The following is an 18,604-nucleotide window of genomic DNA, read 5'->3' on the forward strand; positions in this document are numbered from 1 at the left end:
ATTATTGATTGTTCTGGCGGTTGAGGAAGCGGGGAATGTCGAGCGGTTCGCGGCGGAAGCCTGGCGAAGGCTCTTCATCGACCTTGGCCTGGGCCGCTCCGCGGGCGATGCCGGACATGCGCTCGAACAAGGTCCCCGTTTCGCGGGTCGGCTTAGGCGCCTCTTCGGCGATCGGGGCTGCCGGGGCGGCGAAAACGTCGGTTTCGTCGTCCGGCGGTGCGATCGGCGTCCCGATCACCGGGTCGGCAAGAATATCGTCACTGCCGAGCAAAAGCTCGTCGCCGCCATCTTCGCCGTCACCCAGTTCAAGCGGTTCTTCTTCCGCTTCCAGCTTCGGCTCGGTAGCGGCGGCAGGCGCGGCGGCAGGCGCGGCGGCGGGTACGCGCGACGCGGTCGGGAAGGTGAAGACCTTGCCCTGGGTCGGCTGGACCGCGGCTTCGGCTTCGATCCCGGTCGCAACCACCGACACGCGAATCTTGCCGTCGAGGTCGTTGTTAAAGGCCGAGCCCCAGATGATGTTGGCATCCGGGTCGACCAGTTCCTTGATGTGGCTGGCAGCCTCGTCGACTTCCATCAGGCGCATGTCCTCGCCACCGGTGATCGAGATGATGACTCCCTTGGCGCCCTTCATGCTGACCCCGTCCAGGAGCGGATTGGAAATCGCCTTTTCGGCGGCCTCGATCGCGCGATTGTCGCCCGACGCCTCGCCGGTTCCCATCATCGCCTTGCCCATTTCGCCCATCACCGAACGCACGTCGGCGAAGTCGAGGTTGATGAGGCCAGGCATGACCATCAGGTCGGTGATGCCGCGCACGCCCTGCTGCAGCACCTCGTCGGCCATTTCGAACGCTTCCTTGAACGTCGTGTCCGACGTGGCAAGGCGGAACAGGTTCTGGTTAGGGATGACGATCAGCGTGTCGACATGCTTCTGCAGTTCTTCGATCCCGGCTTCGGCGGAACGGTTGCGACGCGATCCTTCGAACGCAAAGGGTTTGGTGACCACGCCAACCGTGAGGATGCCGCGATCACGCGCCGCCTTGGCGATCACCGGCGCAGCCCCGGTGCCGGTGCCGCCGCCCATTCCGGCGGCGATGAAGCACATATGAGCGCCGTCGAGCGCCTTTTCGATCTCGTCGATCGTCTCTTCCGCGGCCGCCCGGCCGATTTCCGGCCGGCTGCCCGCGCCAAGGCCTTGGGTGATCTTGAGACCAAGCTGGATCCGCTGGTCCGCCGCCGACGCGTTCAACGCTTGGGCGTCGGTGTTGGCAACCAGGAACTCAACGCCCTGGACGTCGGAACGGATCATGTTGGCAATGGCGTTTCCGCCCGCGCCGCCAACGCCGATGACACTGATCCTCGGACGAAGCTCGTCGACCTCCGGCCGGATAAAATCAATGCTCATGGACTACCCCTCCCCTGTTCGCGGGCGCGTTGAATCTTGGGCATGAATCTTTGAATCATTGCGAGTCCGCTGCCAAGCGAAAAAGTTAACGCGGGCGAAAAAAAGCGCGCAACGTTGCCCTTCAGACTCACCATGATTCAAAATGGTACAGCAGCGCTACCTGCCGCTGCGCGTTAAGGTTAATATTCGCAACTGAAATACTTGGCGGTAAAACGCTAAAAGCCGCCGCGCATCGCCGCGACGAGGCGACCAACCAGCCCCGACGGGGTCTTTCGCTCCCGCCCCGTGCCCAACGCCAGGTCGCGGATGTCGCCGCTTCCCGACGCAGCCAGCATCGCCAGCCCGACCAGGGTCGAGAATCCCGGACCGCTGTGCGCTTCAGGAAGGCCGGTAATGGTCTTCGGCCGACCGACCCGCACGGCGCGTCCGAGGATGCCCTGCATATAATCGGCGATATTCTTCAGTTCCGCCCCGCCCCCGGTGAGAACGACCTGCCGCCCGACCGGGCCGCTGAATCCCAATTCCTTGAGCGCCTGCTCGATCTTGCCGGTCAGCTCCTCGGTCCGCTGGCGGATGACGGTGATCAACTGCGCATGTGTGATGCGCAGCGGCTCGGCCCCGTCGTCGGCGCCCATCGGGCTTGCCTCGATCATCTCATGATTGTCGCGCGGAGAGGTCATTGCCGACCCGAAGCGGCACTTCATCCGCTCCGCTTCTCGGCGCTGGACGCCGAACGCGCAGGCGATGTCGTCGGTGACGTCCTTGGCACCAAGCGGGATCGTCCTCAGGCCGACCAGCATGCCGCCCGCATGAAGCGAGACGTTGGTGACCTCCGCCCCAAGTTCGACCAGCGCCACCCCAAGCTCGCGCTCCTCTTGGGTAAGGCAGGACAGGGCCGAAGCAACCGGCGAGGCGACGATCGCCTTGACGCCGAGGTGGGCGGAGCGGATCACAAAGTCGATGTTGCGTAGCGGCGCAGGGTCGGCGGCGACGACATGGATATCGACCCCCAGCCGGTCGGCATGAAGACCAAGGGGATGGCGAACACCCTCGACCCCGTCGATCGTGTAGAGCGCCGGATGGGCGTGGAGCACGACCTGCCCGTTCCGGTCGATTGCGCTTCGGCCGGCCACGAGCAATTCGGCGATGTCCGACTGTTCGACCTGGTGTCCGCCCAGTTCGACTTCAACATTGGCGACATCGCTGACCAGCCCGCCGGCGGCAAAGCTGGCCCAGACGTCGTCGATCGTGACCCCGGAGATGCGCTCGGCGATCTCGACCGCTTCGCGGACGGCGACCTCGCTCGCTTCCATGTCGGTCACATAGCCGCGCTTAACCCCGCGGCTTTCGCGCTGCCCGGTGCCGAGTACGCGCAGCCGCGCGTCGCCATCGAGCGTGACGATCAGCGCGCTGACTTTCGACGAACCTATGTCGAGCGCTGCGATCAGGGGCTGTTCGGAAACTGCGGGCATGAAACGGTCAGCTTTCGGACACGGGAGGGGACGGCTGACGTTCGCCAGGCAGGTGCGGGAGGCGAACGGTCATCTTGCCGGGAATCCGAAGGTCAAAACGCAAGATCCCGCGGCCAAGCAGCCCGGCCGACTTGTCCATCTTCGCAAAGCGCGTCAACGCCGTCGCCGCATTCTGTTCGCCTTCGGGCAGCATCAGCACCTCCCCCGACTGGAAGCTGAGGTCCCAGCGCCGTTGTCCGATCCAGCTTGCCGACACCAGTTGGGCCTTAAGCGTTGGAACGCGCGACAGCAGCCGGTCGAGCACCACCGCCTGCCCGTTGGCGCCCCTGCCGACCAGCAGCGGCAGGTCGGGCATCTGGCTGACCGGGACCCGGTCGAGCACCACGCCTTCGGAATCGATCAGCGAAAGTTGCTGCTCGTCCTGCCACAGGGCTGCGGGCGTGCGTTCGACGATGTCGATCACCAGTGTATCGGGGAAACGCCGCGATACGCGCGCGTCCTTGACCCAGCCATAATCGAGCAGGCGGCGGCGGATGTCGGCGACGTCCACCAGCGGCATGGCCATCGTCCGCTGGTCGAGGGCAATGTCATAAACCGGCCGAGGGTCCATGCGCTTGATGCCCTGCACGTCAACGCTGCGCACGCGAAACCCGGCATCGCCGACTGCCTCGCCAGCCGCTTGACCGACCTTGGCCGGAACATCGAGCGCTATCAACGCCGCGGCAATGGTCAGCAGTGCGAAAAGCCCGAACGCCCAGCCCGCGAGCCGATTGGCTTGCGCTTCCTCGACCGGGAGCCGGGCGGCGAGTTTCCTCGGAACGGAGACCCTGGGGCCAGGCTTTTTCGGCCGCGCCCGGCCCGATGACCCCCGCCGGACATGCGCCGCGCTCACCCCGCGCTCGCCCCGGCCAGGCTCTCGGCGATGATCTGCTCGACCAGTTCGCCGTAGCTGATGCCCTTCTGCTTGGCTTGTTCGGGTACCAGGCTAAGCGGGGTCATGCCCGGCTGGGTGTTGACCTCCAGCAGGTAGACGCCGGCCTCTCCCTGCGCGTCGTCCCAGCGAAAATCGCTGCGCGACGCGCCCCTGCACCCGAGCAGCCGATGGGCGGCGAGCGCCATGTCCATCATCTCCTGGGCGATGTGGGGAGGAACGTCGGCCGGACAGACATGCTCGGTCAGGCCATCGGTATATTTGGCGTCGAAGTCGTAAAAGCCCTGAACCGGCTTCAGCTCCGTCACGCAGAGCGCTTGATCGCCAAGGACCGCGACGGTCAATTCGCGTCCGCGAATGAACGGTTCGGCGAGCAGCCGGTCGAAGTGTAGCCAGGGGCCTTCCGCCCGGGCACTGATCGGATGGCCGTAATTGCCCTCGTCGGTGACGATCGCGACGCCCACCGACGAACCCTCATTGACCGGCTTCAGCACATAGGGCCTCGCCATCGGGTCGCCTTCGTAAAGCGACTTGCTGTCGACGACCTTGCCCTTGGGCATGCGGATTCCGTGCGGGACCAGAACTGCCTTGGTCAGTTCCTTGTCGATGGCCACCGCCGAGGTGGTGACGCCCGAATGGGTATAAGGGATCTGCATCAGGTCCAGCATGCCCTGCACCGTGCCGTCCTCGCCGGGCGTCCCGTGAAGCGCGTTGAACACCACGTCGGGACGGATGCCGGCCAGGATCTGCGCGACGTTGCGGTCCATGTCGACCCCGGTGACATTGGTGAAGCCGCGCTCCTTGAGCGCTTCGACAATGCCTTCGCCGCTCATCAGCGATACCGGCCGCTCGGACGACCAACCGCCCATCAGCACGACGATATTAAGGTTCCGGTCGAGCTGTTCAGCCACGCTTACGCTTCTCCGATCCGCTGGATTTCCCATTCAAGGGTGATGTTGGTCCTGTCCTGCACCCGGCGCCGGACTTCCTCGCCCAGCTCCTCAATCTCGGACGAGCTAGCGTTACCGAGGTTGAGCAGGAAATTGCAATGCTTCTCCGAGACTTGCGCATCACCGATCCGAAGCCCGCGGCACCCTGCCGCATCGACCAATGCCCAGGCCTTGTGTCCCGGCGGGTTCTTGAAGGTCGAGCCGCCCGTCCGGCTGCGTAGCGGCTGCGATTCCTCACGCGCCCTGGCAATGCGGTCCATCTCGGTACCGATGATGACGGGATCGCCGGGAATGCCGCGAAACACCGCCTCGACCACGATCGCGCCTTCGGGAAGATTGCTATGGCGATAGGTATAGCCAAGCCTCTCCGCGGGCCATTCCTCGACCGTTCCGTCGTGCAGCACCACGGTGCAGCTGACGATGATGTCCTGAACCTCGCGGCCATAGGCTCCGCCGTTCATGCGAACGAACCCGCCGACGGTGCCGGGGATACCGCGGAGGAATTCCAGTCCCGCGATCCCAGCATCGCGCGCGGTCGAAGAAACAAGGATACCGCTCGCCCCGCCGCCGCAGCGCAGCGTGACCTCGTCAATCCGCTCGATCTTCGCGAAGGCCTTGCCCAGCCGCACGACGACGCCCGGCACGCCGCCGTCGCGGACGATCATGTTGGAGCCCAAGCCGAGCGCCATTACCGGCATTTCGGGATCGAGCGCCTTGAGAAAGGCGATAAGGTCGTCGCGGTCGGCCGGCTCGAACAGACACTCGGCATTGCCGCCGGACTTGAACCAGACGAGCGGTGCCAGCGGCGCGTCCGCCTTGATCCGCCCGCGTACGGAAGGAAGTGCCGCAAAACTCATTTGGCGGCCCGAGCCGCGGCGATCGAGGGGCCAAGACCGGCGGCCCATTTGGTGATGTCGCCAGCACCCATGCAGATCACAATATCGCCCTCGGCGGCGAGGTCGCGGAGCGAGCGGGCGAGATCGGTCATGCTGTCGACGGTCTTCACCATGCGATGCCCGCGCGCGCGCAGCCCGTCGGCGAGCGCTTCGGAATCGACCCCATCAATCGGCTCTTCACCGGCGGTATAGACAGGCGCGACAAAGATCGCGTCGGCATCGTTGAAGGCGTTCTGGAAGTCATCCATCAGGTCGCGAAGACGGGTGAAGCGATGCGGTTGGACCACCGCGATCACCCGCTCGTCCGCTGCTTCGCGCGCGGCCGACAACACGGCGCGGATCTCAACCGGGTGATGGGCGTAATCGTCGATGATCAACGTCCCGTCGACCTCACCGACCCGGGTGAAGCGGCGCTTCACCCCCGTGAAGTTGGCGAACCCACTCCTTAGCTGATCGTCGTCCAGCTTGAACTCGATGCCAACGGCGACCGCCGCAAGCGCGTTCAGTACGTTATGCCGCCCGGGCATCGGCACGAAGATGTCCTCGATCACCCGCCGCTCGCCGTCGGGCTGGCGGATCGACACGTTGAACCGGCTGCCGCCATTCTCGGGCTGGATATTCTCGGCACGAAGGTCCGCCAGTGTCGAGGTGCCGTAGGTAAGGATTCGCCGGTCGCGAATGCGCGACAGCACGCCCTGCACTTCGGGATGGTCGACGCACATCACGGCAAGGCCGTAAAATGGGACATTCTCGACGAATTCGACGAACGCGTCCTTGATGGCATCGAAATTGCCATAATGTTCGAGATGTTCAGGATCGATATTGGTGACCACCGCGATGGTCCCGTCAAGCCTCAGGAAACTCCCGTCGCTCTCATCGGCCTCGACCACCATCCAGTCCGACTTGCCAAGCCGAGCATTGGATCCATAGGCGTTGATGACCCCGCCGTTGATGACCGTCGGGTCGATGCCGCCGCTGTCGAGCATCGCCGCGATCATCGACGTCGTGGTCGTCTTGCCGTGTGTCCCGGCAACCGCGATGGTCGATTGCATCCGCATCAGTTCGGCCAGCATTTCCGCCCGGCGGACGCGCGGCAGGCGCCGCTCGGCGGCGGCCTGGACTTCCGGATTATCGTCGCGGATCGCGGTCGAGCAAACGACGACCGCGGCATCGCCGAGATTATCGGCGCTCTGGCCGATCATCACTGGTATGCCACGCGCCCGAAGGCCTTCAGTGACATAGCTTTCGGAGCGATCGCTGCCCTGCACCTTATAGCCGAGGTGGTGCATCACCTCGGCGATGCCCGACATGCCGATGCCGCCGATGCCGACAAAGTGGATCGTCCCAATCTCGGTGCCCATCGCCTTCATGCTGGCGCTCCCATGGCCATGGGCGGGGTGCGCGCCTCGACCCGGCCGACCAGCAGCGGCGCGGTGCTGCCGGCGACCCGTTCGACTAGGTCGGCAAGGTCGCGGGTTGCGTGCGGCCGGCCAACCGAAAGGGCGCGTTCGGCGGCGTTGGACAACGCCAGGGAATCCCCGGCGATGACCCCGATCTGCGCGCTCAGCACCTCGGGGGTGAATTCGGGCTGGGGGATCATGCGCGCGCCGCCCGCCTTGGCCATTTCGCGCGCGTTGGCAGTCTGGTGATCGTCGGTCGCGATCGGCAGGGGGACGAGGATCGCCGGCCGACCCGCGGCGGTCAACTCGGCGATGGTCGAGGCGCCGGCGCGGGCGATGACGAGATGCGCCTCGCCCAGCCGCTCGGGCATGTCCTCGATATAGGTCAGCAGTTCGGCGGGGATGTTGAGCGCGCCGTAGCGGACGCGGACCTGCTCGATATCATCGGGGCGGCACTGCTGGACTACCTGCAGTCGATGGCGCAGCCGCGGCGGCAGCTGGCCCAGCGCGTCTGGAACTATCTGCCCCAAGATCGTCGCCCCCTGGCTTCCCCCGGTGACGAGGATTTTCAGCGGTGCGGTGTCGTCGAACTCGGGAAAGGGAAGCGTGCCAAGCCTGGCGACCGACTCGCGCACCGGATTTCCTACCAGCGCGACCTTGGCGAGGTAGCGCGGCTTCAGTCGCTCGACCTCGGCATAAGCGGTGGCGATCGCCGCGGCATTGCCCGCGACCCAGCGGTTGACCCGGCCAAGCACGGCGTTTTGTTCATGAAGGATGGTCGGGATGTTCATCGAACTGGCGGCCAGCAGCGCGGGAAAGGCCGGGTAGCCGCCAAAGCCGACCACCGCGTCGGGGGTGAAGTCGCGGTACAGGCCGCGCGCCTGGCGCCGGCCGGCAACGACCGCGCGGACCGCCTTCCCCAGGCCGACCAGCCCGCCGCCGAGCCGGCCGGCGGGAAGGATATGCGTCGGCACTTCCTCGAACAGGCCAGGGATGCGCGCCCCCCGTTCGTCGGTGATCAGCATCACGCCATGGCCGCGGCGCTTGAGTTCGGCAGCAAGCGCATGCGCCGGAACCATATGTCCGCCGGTCCCGCCGGCCGCCAGTGTCACATTCATCGGGCGATATTCTCCCCGCCCCATTTCACAACGTAGGGCGAGCGGGTCAGATAAGGGTTTCGCCGGGTGAAGGCGAGCAGCAATCCCATGGCGATGGACAGCGCGAGCATCGACGAACCGCCATAGCTGATGAACGGTAGCGTCATCCCCTTCGATGGGGCGATCTGGACGTTGACCGCCATGTTGATCAGCGCCTGCAGCCCGAACTGAATGACCAGTCCTGCGGCGGCAAGGATGGCAAAACTCGATTCCTCGTCGAGCAGCTTGATCAGCACCCGGGCGACGATAGCAAGGTAGAGAAAGGCGACCGCGAGGCAGGCGATCAGCCCGAACTCCTCGCCGATCACCGAAAATATGTAATCGGTGTGCGGTTCGGGAAGGCCGAACTTGCGCGTTCCTGCCCCCGGACCCATTCCGAACAATCCGCCCGCGGTCAGCGTTCGCATCGCATTTTCGGTCTGGAAATTGTCGCCTTCGCCGAACAGGAAACCGTCGATCCGAGCGGTCGCCACGTCGTAGAAGAAATAGGCCAGCACGACCCCGACCAACCCGGCGACGCCAAGCCCTAGCAGGACACGCATGTTGAGCCCGGCGATGGCTAGCATGGCGATCCAGACCGTGGCGAAAATGATCGTCGATCCAAAATCCGGCTGACGCATCACAAGCACCGCGATCAGCGCGACGATTACGCCCGACAGGGCAAAGATCGGCAGCGACTTGTCCCTTTCCTTGAGGCTCAGCATCCAGGCCATGGAGATTACGAAGAAGGGCTTGAGGAATTCGGACGGCTGGAACTGGCCGATGCCGAGATTGAGCCAGCGCCGCGCGCCGTTCACCTCAGCGCCGACGATCGGCACCAGCGCCAGCGCGGCGATGCAGGCCAGCGCGCCGACCAGCGACAGGCGCCGCAGCCGGTCACGCGGCTGCATCGAAATGAGGATCATGAAAGGCAGGGAGATGCCGATCCAGGCGATCTGCCGGTAGAAATAATGAAGCTCCGCGAAGCGGACGGAACCGCCCGAATAGCGTTGCGCCGCGGCCGGGCTGGCCGCCGCCACCGCGATCAGGCCGAAACCGATCAGCAGCGCCAGCATGAACAGCAACACGCGATCGATTTCCCAAAACCAGCGACCGACGGTCGAGCGATCTGAACGGCCATAGCGGTTGGGATCGGCCCAGGCGGTGGTCGCCTTGATCCTGCCGGTGATGCCCTGCGTGTTCATAATTCCCCCACCAAGGAGCGGAACGCATCCCCGCGCGCCTCGAAATCCCGAAACTGGTCGAAGGAGGCGCAGGCCGGCGACAGCAGCACCGTCTCCCCCGCTCTGGCCTCCGACGCGGCGGCGCGAACCGCCTCATCCAGCGTCACGCACTCTGCCACGTCCATGTGCGGGGACAAGAGGGAGGCGAACATTTCTCCCGCTTCGCCAATGGTATAGGCTTTGCACACCTGCCCGAAATGCGGCGCGCATTCGTCGAGGCTGTCGGTCTTTGCCTGCCCGCCGAGGATCCAGCGGATCTTGTGAAACGCCGCCAGCGCCGGCGCAGTCGCGGTCGGATTGGTCGCCTTGCTGTCATTGACGAAAAGAACGCCGTCCTTCTCGCGAATGCGTTCCATGCGGTGCGCAAGGCCCGGAAAAGTGGAAAGGCCTTCCTCGATTAGGTCCTCGTCCACACCCAGATACGAACATACCGCGATGGCCGACGCCGCATTCTGCGCGTTGTGCGGTCCGCGAAGCGCAGGCCAGTAATTTGGGTCGATCACGGTGAGTGGATCGATCGCACCGAGCAATCTGTCGGGGGTCTCCAGCAGCCGATTGAATATTTGCTTCGTTTTAGCGGTGTCCGCTGACATCCAACTGGCGCGTCCTCCCGACTGCATTTCAAACAGCCTGACCTTGCTCTCCGCATAGGCCTCGAAGCTGTCATACCGGTCGAGATGATCGGGGGTGATGTTGAGCAGCACTGCGACATCGCAGTCGAGGCTCCGGGTCAGGTCGAGCTGGTAGCTCGACAGCTCGAGCACATAGACCCCGCCTTCGGGCAGCGGGTCTTGGGCGAGGATCGGCAGGCCGATATTTCCGCCCATCAGGCTCGGCACGCCGGCGGTCTTCAGTATATGATGGACGAGCGCGGTGGTGGTCGACTTGCCGTTGGTGCCGGTGATCCCAACCACCTTGTGCGGCGGCAGCTCTGCCCGCGCCCGGGCGAACAGCTCGATATCGCCGATGATCTCGACCCCGGCTTCCCCGGCGCGCTGCGTGATCGGGTGGCGATTAAGCGGCAGGCCAGGAGTGACGACGATCGAGTCGAACTGCGCGAGGTCGGATTTGTCGAAATCTTCCAGCTCGACCGCGCCCGGTGTGGCCTTGCGCGCATCCTCGCGGGCGTCCCATGCCGTCACCCTTGCCCCGCTGGCGAGCAGCGCCCCGACCGTCGCCTGCCCGCTTCGCGCGAGGCCGAGGACGGCATAATGTTTTCCGGCGAAGGCCCTGGCGGTGATCACCTCAGCTTGAGCGTCGAAAGCCCCGCCAGCGCGAGGATGAAGCTGATGATCCAAAAGCGGATCACCACCGTTGGCTCGCTCCAGCCGAGATGTTCGAAATGGTGGTGGATCGGCGCCATCTTGAAGATGCGCCGGCCATAGCGCTTGAACCAGAAGACCTGGACCACGACGCTGACCGCTTCGAGTACGAACAGGCCGCCTATCACCACCAGTACGAATTCATGATGGGTTGCCACTGCCACCGCGCCTAGCGCTCCGCCAAGCGCAAGGCTGCCGGTGTCGCCCATGAAGACCGCTGCTGGAGGCGCGTTGAACCAAAGGAAGGCGAGCCCTGCGCCGACGATCGCCAGCAACAGGACGGTAAGGTCGCCCGCGCCCTTGACGTTGGGAATGCCGAGATAGCTGGAATAGACGGCGTTACCGACCAGATAGGCAATCAGGGTGAAGGCGACCGCGGCGATGATCACCGGCATGGTCGCCAGCCCGTCAAGCCCGTCGGTCAGATTCACCGCATTGCCGAAGGCGACGATCACGAACGCGCCGAAGGCGATATACAGCCAGCCCATGTCGACAACGGGCCCTTGCACGAAGGGCAAGTAGAGCTCTGTCCCCGACACGCGGACCATCAGCCAGGTGGCAACGCCCGCGATCAGGAACTCCAACAAAAGCCGGGTGCGGCCCTTGAGGCCCGCATGATGCGCCTTCTTCACCTTGTCGTAATCGTCGAGAAAACCGATCAGGCCGAACCCGGCGGTGACCAGCAGGCAGGCCCAGACATAGGGGTTGGTGAGGTCCATCCACAACAGGACCGAAACCCCGACGGAAACCAGGATCATCAGCCCGCCCATGGTCGGCGTACCGCGCTTGGCGAGGTGGCTTTGCGGTCCGTCGGCGCGGATCGGCTGCCCCTTGCCTTGCTTCATCCGGAGCCAGCGGATGAACGCCGGGCCGATCAGCAGGCCGATCAGCAGCGCCGTCGCGGTCGCTCCGCCGGCCCTGAAGCTGATATAGCGGATGAGGTTGAGGATGCCCGGAAAGCCAAGCTGCTCTGCAATCAGGTAAAGCATGTTGCGAGGCCCCCTGCCATTCGCTCGACCAGCTTCGCAAGTCCGATCGAGTTCGACGCCTTGATGAGCACCGCATCGCCGGGCCGGGCGATCGCGGCCAGCAGGCGGGTGGCCTCATCGACATCCGCAGCGCGGTCGACCGTGACGTCGCCGCCCAGGGCCGCCTCGAGCAGGTCCATTTCCGGTCCAAGCAGGATCAGTCGGTCAATCTTCGCCGCGCGCACGGCCTCGGCCAATCCTGCATGGGCGGCGTCACTATGCTCGCCCAGCTCTCGCATCGGGCCAAGCACGGCGATCCGACGCGAAATACCGCTTTCGTCGCCGAGCGCCTTCAGCGTCGCGGCCATCGATGCCGGGTTGGCATTGTAGCTTTCGTCGACCAGCAGGAAGCTGCCGCCTTCGATCGGCACCCGCCGCCGTTCGCCGCGACCCTTGAGCCCGTCCATGTCGGCAAGCGCCAGCCCGGCGATGGCGAGGTCCGCACCCGCCGCTTCTACGGCCGCAAGGACGGCCAGCGAATTGGATACCCAATGTTCGCCGCGCTGGGCGATGGTATAGGTCATTTCGCATTCGACCAGACGGGCCGTGACCAGGCTGCCGCCATTATCGGCGCGGACCGCGTGCACCGCGGTGACATCGGCCTCGCCGCCGCCGAAAGTGACGATGCGGTCGGCATGCTTTCGAGCGGCCTTGACCAGCCGGTCGCGGTAGGGCGTATCCTCGGGAATGATGGCGACGCCGTCCGGCTCGAGTCCCTCGAAAATCTCCGCCTTCGCGTCGGCGATCGCCTCCATCGAGCCCAGGTGTTCGATATGCGCCGAAGCGATGGTGGTGATCAGCGCGACATGCGGACGAACGAGGCGCGTCAGCGCGGCAATCTCGCCCGCGTGGTTCATCCCCATCTCAAGCACCGCATAATCGCAATCGCGCGCCATCCGGGCCAAGCTGAGCGGGACACCGGTATGGTTGTTGTAGCTTTTGACAGAACGGTGCACCCGCCCCCTTGCATAGCGGTCGAGCGCCGCGAACAGCGCTTCCTTGGTTGAAGTCTTGCCGACGGACCCAGTCACTCCGATCACCGTTCCGCTCATCCGGTTGCGCGCCGCGACCGCCAGCGCGCCCAGCGCCTCGGCGACGTCCCCAACCAGGATATGGGGTCCATCAACCGGTCTGGACACTAACGCGGCGGTCGCGCCGGCAGCAAAGGCCCTGGAGGCGAACGCGTGGCCGTCGGCAACCGTCCCCGGCATCGCCACGAACAGCCAGCCCGATTCCACCTCCCGGCTGTCGAAGGTCACCCCGCTAACCTCGAACGGGGCGCCCTGGAGCGTTCCGCCGGTCGCGGTGACAATTTCCTGGCTCGTCCACAGGGCGATCACGCGGCGCATTCCCGCGCTATGGCTACATCGTCGAACGGAAGCACTTTATCTCCAATGATCTGACCCTGTTCATGCCCCTTGCCGGCGACGAGCACGATGTCGCCGGCCTTGGCCATGCCGATCGCCTCCGCGATCGCCTCGCGCCGATCGCCTATCTCAATCGCGCCGGGCGCACCGGCGAGCAGCGCCGCGCGGATCGTCGCCGGATCCTCGCTGCGCGGATTGTCGTCGGTTACGATTACCATATCGCTCAGCCGCGCCGCCACCGTCCCCATTTGGGGCCGCTTGCCATGGTCCCGGTCGCCGCCCGCGCCGATGACCGTGATCAGCCTCCCCTCGACATGAGGACGCAGCGCCCCGATCGCCGCCTCGACTGCATCGGGCGTATGGGCATAATCGACATAGACGGGGGCGCCCGAACGGCTGATCACCGCCCGCTCAAGCCGGCCGCGTACCGGCGATAGCCGGCCCATCCCGGCTAGGGTCTCTGTCCAGCACCCTCCGGTTGCAAGAACCAGGCCCGCCGCGGTCAGCACATTGTTCATCTGATAGGCGCCGATCAACGGCAGGCTAAGCCGATCTTCCCTGCCCTCGTGGCGCAGCAGCAGCTGCTGCCCAAGAGGCGTGGACTGGCGCGACACCAGCGCGATCATGTCGCCGCCCGGCCCCACGGTCAGCAGCCGAAGCCCGCGCCGCTTCGCATGGGCGATCACCTCCTGCGAGCGCGGGTCGCCGGTCCAGACCACCGCCGCGCCATCGGCAGCGACGACCTCGTCGAACAGCCGCATCTTGGCCGCGAAATAGGAATCCATGTCGGCGTGATAATCGAGATGGTCGCGGGAGAAATTGGTGAACGCTGCGGCGCTCACCGGCATGCCTTCGGCGCGATACTGATCGAGGCCATGGCTCGACGCTTCATAGGCGACATGGCTGATCCCCATGCGCTTGAGACCGGCCATATTGTTGAGGAAAGTCACGATGTCCGGCGTTGTGAGGCCGGTCGACACCTGGTCGTCGGCAGTGGTCACGCCGAGCGTCCCGATTGAGGCAGAACGGTGTCCGGCCATTCGCCAAAGCTGCCGGGTCAGCTCGACCGTCGAAGTCTTGCCGTTGGTGCCGGTGACTGCCGCGATCGTCGCCGGGAACGGGGCGTAGAATCGCGCCGCGAGGTCAGCGAACAGGAGCCGTGGCTCGTCGGCGGACAGGTGGGGAACACCCTCGACCACCGCGCCCGGCGCGGCAACGACGGCAACCGCGCCTCGACTGACCGCCTCGGCGATGAAGTCCTCCCCGTTGAACCGGGTGCCGGGGAAGGCGCCGAAAATATTGCCCGGTGCGACCTTGCGATGGTCGAGCGCAAATCCGGTGACCTGGGATTCGCTTTCAAGGTCGGCGAGGTCGCCCAACTTCATGCCGGTCAGTCTTTCAGGCGGACGAAGGGCAAGACCTCCGACATATTGGGTTCGCGCTGCTTGTCGGGGCGAACGCCCAGCATCGGTGCAATCCGGCTGACGGTCTTGCCCATCACCGGCGCGGCGTTCCAGCCCGCCGTGCGAAAACCGAAGGTTTCGGCAGTGGGTTGCGGTTCGTCGAGCATGACGACCATGGCATAGCGCGGTTCGTCCATCGGGAACACGCCCGCGAAACTGGTGACCACCCGCGTGTTGGAATAGCCGCCGGCGACCGGTTTGTTGGCCGTTCCGGTTTTTCCGCCGACGCGATAGCCGATGGCGTTGGCCTTCTTGCCGGTGCCATGCGTCACGACCAGCCGCAGCAGCGAGCGCATCTTGTAGCTCGTGTCCTCCGAAAAAACGCGGTGACCCCTGGCCGACGGACGGTCCTTGTTGACCTTGAGCAGGGTGGCGGGGCGGTAGATGCCGCCATTGAACAGCGTTGCATAACCGATGGCGAGGTGAAGCGGGGTTACCGCGATGCCATGGCCATAGCCGACGGTCATCCGGGCCACCTGGTTCCAGTTGGAACCCGGCGAAAGAGTCCTGCCCCGCTCAAGCGTCTCAATCTGTACCCGGTCGAGGAAGCCCATCTTGTCGAGGAAGTCGCGCTGCCGCTCGCTGCCCAGCTGGTCGGCGATCTGCGCGGTGCCTATATTGCTGCTTTCCTTCATGATCTCGGCGACCGAACAGGGACGGCGGAAGGGATGCGTGTCGCTTATCGAACGGTTGCCGACACGAAGCGATTCGGGGCAGGGATATATTTGGCCCATCGACTTGATGATGCCTGCGTCCATCGCCATCGCCACGGTGAACGGCTTGAAGGTCGAGCCAAGTTCGTAAACGCCAAGCGTCGCCCGATTGAATCGTTGTTCAGGCGTCCCGCGGCCAGCGGCATTGGGATTGAGCTGCGGAAGCGACGTCATCGCCAGCACTTCACCGGTATGGATGTCGAGAATGATTCCCGCTGCGCCGATAGCCGAGAAGCGGGTTTTCGCCTCAAGCAGTTCATGCTCAAGCGCCTGCTGCACCCGGCTGGAAATGCTCAGGACGATCGGTTTGTCCCGCCGTGCCGGATCGCGCAGCTGTTCGTCGAAGGCGCGTTCGATCCCGGCGTTGCCCTTGCCGTCGATGTCGGTGAAGCCGACGACATGGGCGGCAAGGCTGAGTTGCGGGTAAAGCCGGTCCGGCTCGCGCTCCAGCGCAAGCCCCGGCTCGCCCAATGCGTTGATCGCCGCCACCAGATTGGGTGAGGCGCGCCGCCGCAGGTAGAAGAAGTTGCGGCCAGAGCGGAGCATCTCGAGATAGGCCGCCTCGTCCTTCTCGGGCATGAGCTCCGCCAGCTTGCGGGCAAGGTCGAGCTTGTTGCCGATGACCTTGGCCGGCTGGAGCCCGACGGTCCATGCATCGATCGTTCGGGCCAGCGTCTGCCCGTCGCGATCGACAATATCACCGCGCTCAGGGGTCAGGTCGACGAGCCTGGTCTTGCGTCCGGCATGGTCGCCAAAGGCCGCCAGGTACATCAGGCGCAAGGCGATAATCACGATCACGCCGGCGTAGACGAGCATGCCGAGCATCAGCCGCTGGTGCATCAGCGCCAGAATCTGCCGCCGCTGTCCGACCAGACGGAGCCGCTCGGGCCGTGCGACGAGAGCGGGCGTCGGGGCGTTCATCAGTCGGTATCGCTGTCCTTGGAATTGCGGGTCGGCGCCGTTGGGTTTGCCGTTACCGCCGCGGAGCCTTTGGCCTTCGGCTTGGCAACTGGCAAGGGTGCGAGCGGGTCAGCCATCGCGCTTTTCGCGGGCTTCGTCGCAGGCCTGCCGGATAGCGACTCCTTGCCTTGGACAGTGGCCCTGGCACCGGGCTCCACGGACCTGCCGACCGGCTTGGAGGCCGATCTATAGCTGGCAAGATGAACCATGTCGGCAACCGGGCGCGAGGCCGGCTGGCGGGTCGCGGCAGGGCCATCGTCCCCGGTCAGGCGCGGCTCAGCAGGCTGCTCTGCTATAGGCGCCGAGGCCAGCACCACTGGCGCATCGATCGTCGGCTTGCGTTCCGGAGTGACTAGCGTCGCAAGCTGAAAGCCCCCGTCGACGAACTGGTCCGCGCTGGGCGCCGATAGGCGGATGAACTTGACGTTCCAGCGTTCAAGCTGGGCAAGCCTGCCGCGCGTGCCGATTTCGGTTTGCAGCAGGCGGATATCGCGCTGGGCGAGCGCGATCCTGGTTTCAACATCCTCAAGCTCGGCCCGCTCCGAGGCGACGCTGAGCGAGACGAGATAGAACCCGAGCGCGGCACCCGCGAGGGTGCCAGCCCAAATTACCGATCCGAAACCCCGCGCGCTCATGCTGCCTTCTCCTGGTCCCACGCGGGCGCATCGGTGCGTACTGCGGTGCGAAGTCGCGCCGAGCGCGCGCGCGGGTTTCGGGCCAACTCGGCCTCCGAAGGCGAGACCGGTTTGGCAACATGTTCAAAGGTCGGCGCTGGGCCCGGGGCGACCATCGGCCGATGCCGCGACCCGGCTGGCAAGGCGCCGCTGCGGGTCTTGAGGAACCGCTTCACGATCCGGTCCTCAAGGCTGTGAAAGGTCACCACCGCCAGCCTCCCGCCAGGACGCAGGCTGCGCTCCGCGGCGCGAAGCCCCTGCTCCAGCTCGTCGAGTTCGGCATTGAGATGGATGCGAATCGCCTGGAAGGTGCGCGTCGCAGGGTCGCTTTTCTGGCCCTGGCGAAATCCGAGCGCCTTCCGCACCACCGCCGCGAGCTCGGCCGTTCGGGTCAACGGCCTTGCCGCGACGATGGCGCGGGCGACCGCGCGGGCGCGCGGCTCCTCACCATATTCCTTGAGGACGCGGGCAATTTCGCCCTCTTCGGCCTGGTTGAGGAAGTCGGCTGCGGATTCGCCGGATTTGCTCATCCGCATGTCGAGCGGACCGTCCTGGCTGAAAGAAAAACCGCGATCGGCCTGGTCGAGCTGCATGGAAGAGACGCCGATATCGAGCGCGATACCGTCGACCGGCGCTAGTCCGCGTTCGGCAAGCGCCCGGTCCATTTGCGAAAACCGCTCGTTGACCAGAGTCAGTCGAGGATCGGGGACGAGTGCCTGCCCGGCCGCGATCGCATCGGGATCGCGGTCAAAGCCGATCACTCGTCCCGCCCCCTCCCCGAGCATGGCGCGCGTATAGCCGCCAGCTCCGAAAGTGCCGTCGACATGGGTCTCGCCAGGGACGATGGCGAGACCCGCGACGACCTCGTTGATGAGAACCGGAATGTGCGGGGTCTTGGGTGCCGAGCTCACAGGCCACGCTCCTCAAGCCGAAAGCGGGCAATGTCCTTCATGTCCTCGGGCACGTTGGGATCGGCCAGGAAGGTCTTCGGATTCCAGATCTGGAAGGTCTCGCCGACGCCGATGAACAGCGCGAGGTCGTCAAGCTGGCCCTTCCTGCGCATCATCGGTGGCAAGATGATCCGGCCCGAACTGTCGTAAGGCACTTCCTCGGTGGCGCCGAACGCCATCATCGTGCGGCGGGCATGGTCGAGCTCCGACGCCGGATCGGTTTCCTGCTTTTCGAGCAGCCGTTCGAGCTTGGCATGCTTGAGCGCTGCGTAAGCCGGGTCATAGGCGCTCAGCGCCGTGAAGCTGTCGTGTTTGGCCAGAACGATCGTGCGAGCATCGCCGCGGCGCTCGATGACCGAGCGCAGGAAGGCGGGCACGGAGACGCGACCCTTCGCGTCCACCGCGTTCAAAGCACTGCCTTGGAACAGATGCTCTAGTGCCACTCGCCTACCCCTCGGCGCGACACGCCTCCCCCGTTTGCGGGCGTACGCCATCGCGTACGCCCGACACCTTGGATCGACTCAAACAGGTTTGCCCCGCGCTACAGTCGTTGTTGGTAACTCAGACGCTCACGGGATACAATGGGTTTTCATGCCATCACATGGGTTTTCATGCCACGTGGCGGAAATCCCACGCTTTTCTATGGTCGGCGGCGCCACCGGATTGGCGGGACAAGCCTGTGGATAACCCTGTTGG

General features: G+C 65.1%; 16 protein-coding genes. All 16 read right to left on the reverse strand.

Features of this window, described 5'->3' with window-relative positions; translation table 11 throughout:
- Position 1 precedes the first annotated feature (1 nt).
- A complete protein-coding gene (gene ftsZ, locus FMM02_RS03740) occupies positions 2 to 1,402 on the reverse strand; it encodes a cell division protein FtsZ (RefSeq protein ID WP_147493605.1) in 1,401 nt (466 codons plus the stop codon).
- Between the two features lie 215 nt (positions 1,403 to 1,617).
- Positions 1,618 to 2,874, reverse strand: coding sequence for a cell division protein FtsA (ftsA, locus tag FMM02_RS03745; protein ID WP_147493606.1), 1,257 nt, complete (start codon positions 2,872 to 2,874; stop codon positions 1,618 to 1,620).
- Between the two features lie 7 nt (positions 2,875 to 2,881).
- Positions 2,882 to 3,766, reverse strand: a complete 885-nt coding sequence (locus FMM02_RS03750; protein ID WP_147493607.1) for a cell division protein FtsQ/DivIB — start codon at positions 3,764 to 3,766, stop codon at positions 2,882 to 2,884.
- Positions 3,763 to 4,749, reverse strand: coding sequence for a D-alanine--D-alanine ligase (locus FMM02_RS03755; RefSeq protein ID WP_147493608.1), 987 nt, complete (start codon positions 4,747 to 4,749; stop codon positions 3,763 to 3,765). Before FMM02_RS03755 ends, FMM02_RS03750 begins: the two co-directional genes overlap by 4 nt.
- The gene (murB, locus tag FMM02_RS03760) at positions 4,719 to 5,612 is read right to left on the reverse strand and encodes a UDP-N-acetylmuramate dehydrogenase (RefSeq protein WP_147493609.1); all 894 of its coding nucleotides are present in this window, start codon (positions 5,610 to 5,612) and stop codon (positions 4,719 to 4,721) included. Before murB ends, FMM02_RS03755 begins: the two co-directional genes overlap by 31 nt.
- Positions 5,609 to 7,021 carry a UDP-N-acetylmuramate--L-alanine ligase gene (gene murC / locus FMM02_RS03765; RefSeq protein WP_147493610.1) on the reverse strand — a complete coding sequence of 471 codons (1,413 nt, stop codon included), beginning with the start codon at positions 7,019 to 7,021 and terminating at the stop codon, positions 5,609 to 5,611. Before murC ends, murB begins: the two co-directional genes overlap by 4 nt.
- Positions 7,018 to 8,169, reverse strand: coding sequence for an undecaprenyldiphospho-muramoylpentapeptide beta-N-acetylglucosaminyltransferase (gene murG / locus FMM02_RS03770; RefSeq protein WP_147493611.1), 1,152 nt, complete (start codon positions 8,167 to 8,169; stop codon positions 7,018 to 7,020). The genes murC and murG overlap by 4 nt, the downstream gene beginning before the upstream one ends.
- Positions 8,166 to 9,392, reverse strand: a complete 1,227-nt coding sequence (locus FMM02_RS03775; protein ID WP_147493612.1) for an FtsW/RodA/SpoVE family cell cycle protein — start codon at positions 9,390 to 9,392, stop codon at positions 8,166 to 8,168. Before FMM02_RS03775 ends, murG begins: the two co-directional genes overlap by 4 nt.
- Positions 9,389 to 10,675 carry a UDP-N-acetylmuramoyl-L-alanine--D-glutamate ligase gene (gene murD / locus FMM02_RS03780; RefSeq protein WP_147493613.1) on the reverse strand — a complete coding sequence of 429 codons (1,287 nt, stop codon included), beginning with the start codon at positions 10,673 to 10,675 and terminating at the stop codon, positions 9,389 to 9,391. Before murD ends, FMM02_RS03775 begins: the two co-directional genes overlap by 4 nt.
- Positions 10,672 to 11,742 (reverse strand): phospho-N-acetylmuramoyl-pentapeptide-transferase, encoded by a 1,071-nt coding sequence (gene mraY / locus FMM02_RS03785; protein ID WP_147493614.1) that lies wholly within the window; start codon positions 11,740 to 11,742, stop codon positions 10,672 to 10,674. The genes murD and mraY overlap by 4 nt, the downstream gene beginning before the upstream one ends.
- The gene (locus tag FMM02_RS03790) at positions 11,730 to 13,121 is read right to left on the reverse strand and encodes a UDP-N-acetylmuramoyl-tripeptide--D-alanyl-D-alanine ligase (RefSeq protein WP_147494955.1); all 1,392 of its coding nucleotides are present in this window, start codon (positions 13,119 to 13,121) and stop codon (positions 11,730 to 11,732) included. The genes mraY and FMM02_RS03790 overlap by 13 nt, the downstream gene beginning before the upstream one ends.
- Positions 13,118 to 14,533: a UDP-N-acetylmuramoyl-L-alanyl-D-glutamate--2,6-diaminopimelate ligase gene (locus FMM02_RS03795; protein ID WP_147493615.1), complete on the reverse strand. Its 1,416-nt coding sequence runs from the start codon at positions 14,531 to 14,533 to the stop codon at positions 13,118 to 13,120. The genes FMM02_RS03790 and FMM02_RS03795 overlap by 4 nt, the downstream gene beginning before the upstream one ends.
- Before the next feature lie 5 nt (positions 14,534 to 14,538).
- Positions 14,539 to 16,245 (reverse strand): peptidoglycan D,D-transpeptidase FtsI family protein, encoded by a 1,707-nt coding sequence (locus FMM02_RS03800; protein WP_147493616.1) that lies wholly within the window; start codon positions 16,243 to 16,245, stop codon positions 14,539 to 14,541.
- A complete protein-coding gene (locus tag FMM02_RS03805; protein WP_147493617.1) occupies positions 16,245 to 16,919 on the reverse strand; it encodes a hypothetical protein in 675 nt (224 codons plus the stop codon). Before FMM02_RS03805 ends, FMM02_RS03800 begins: the two co-directional genes overlap by 1 nt.
- On the reverse strand, positions 16,916 to 17,869 hold the full coding sequence (gene rsmH, locus FMM02_RS03810; RefSeq protein WP_147493618.1) for a 16S rRNA (cytosine(1402)-N(4))-methyltransferase RsmH: 954 nt from the start codon (positions 17,867 to 17,869) through the stop codon (positions 16,916 to 16,918). Before rsmH ends, FMM02_RS03805 begins: the two co-directional genes overlap by 4 nt.
- The gene (locus FMM02_RS03815; protein WP_187107840.1) at positions 17,866 to 18,309 is read right to left on the reverse strand and encodes a division/cell wall cluster transcriptional repressor MraZ; all 444 of its coding nucleotides are present in this window, start codon (positions 18,307 to 18,309) and stop codon (positions 17,866 to 17,868) included. Before FMM02_RS03815 ends, rsmH begins: the two co-directional genes overlap by 4 nt.
- Between the last annotated feature and the right edge of the window lie 295 nt (positions 18,310 to 18,604).

This window comes from Sphingomonas xanthus (genome assembly GCF_007998985.1).
Taxonomy (GTDB): domain Bacteria; phylum Pseudomonadota; class Alphaproteobacteria; order Sphingomonadales; family Sphingomonadaceae; genus Sphingomicrobium; species Sphingomicrobium xanthum.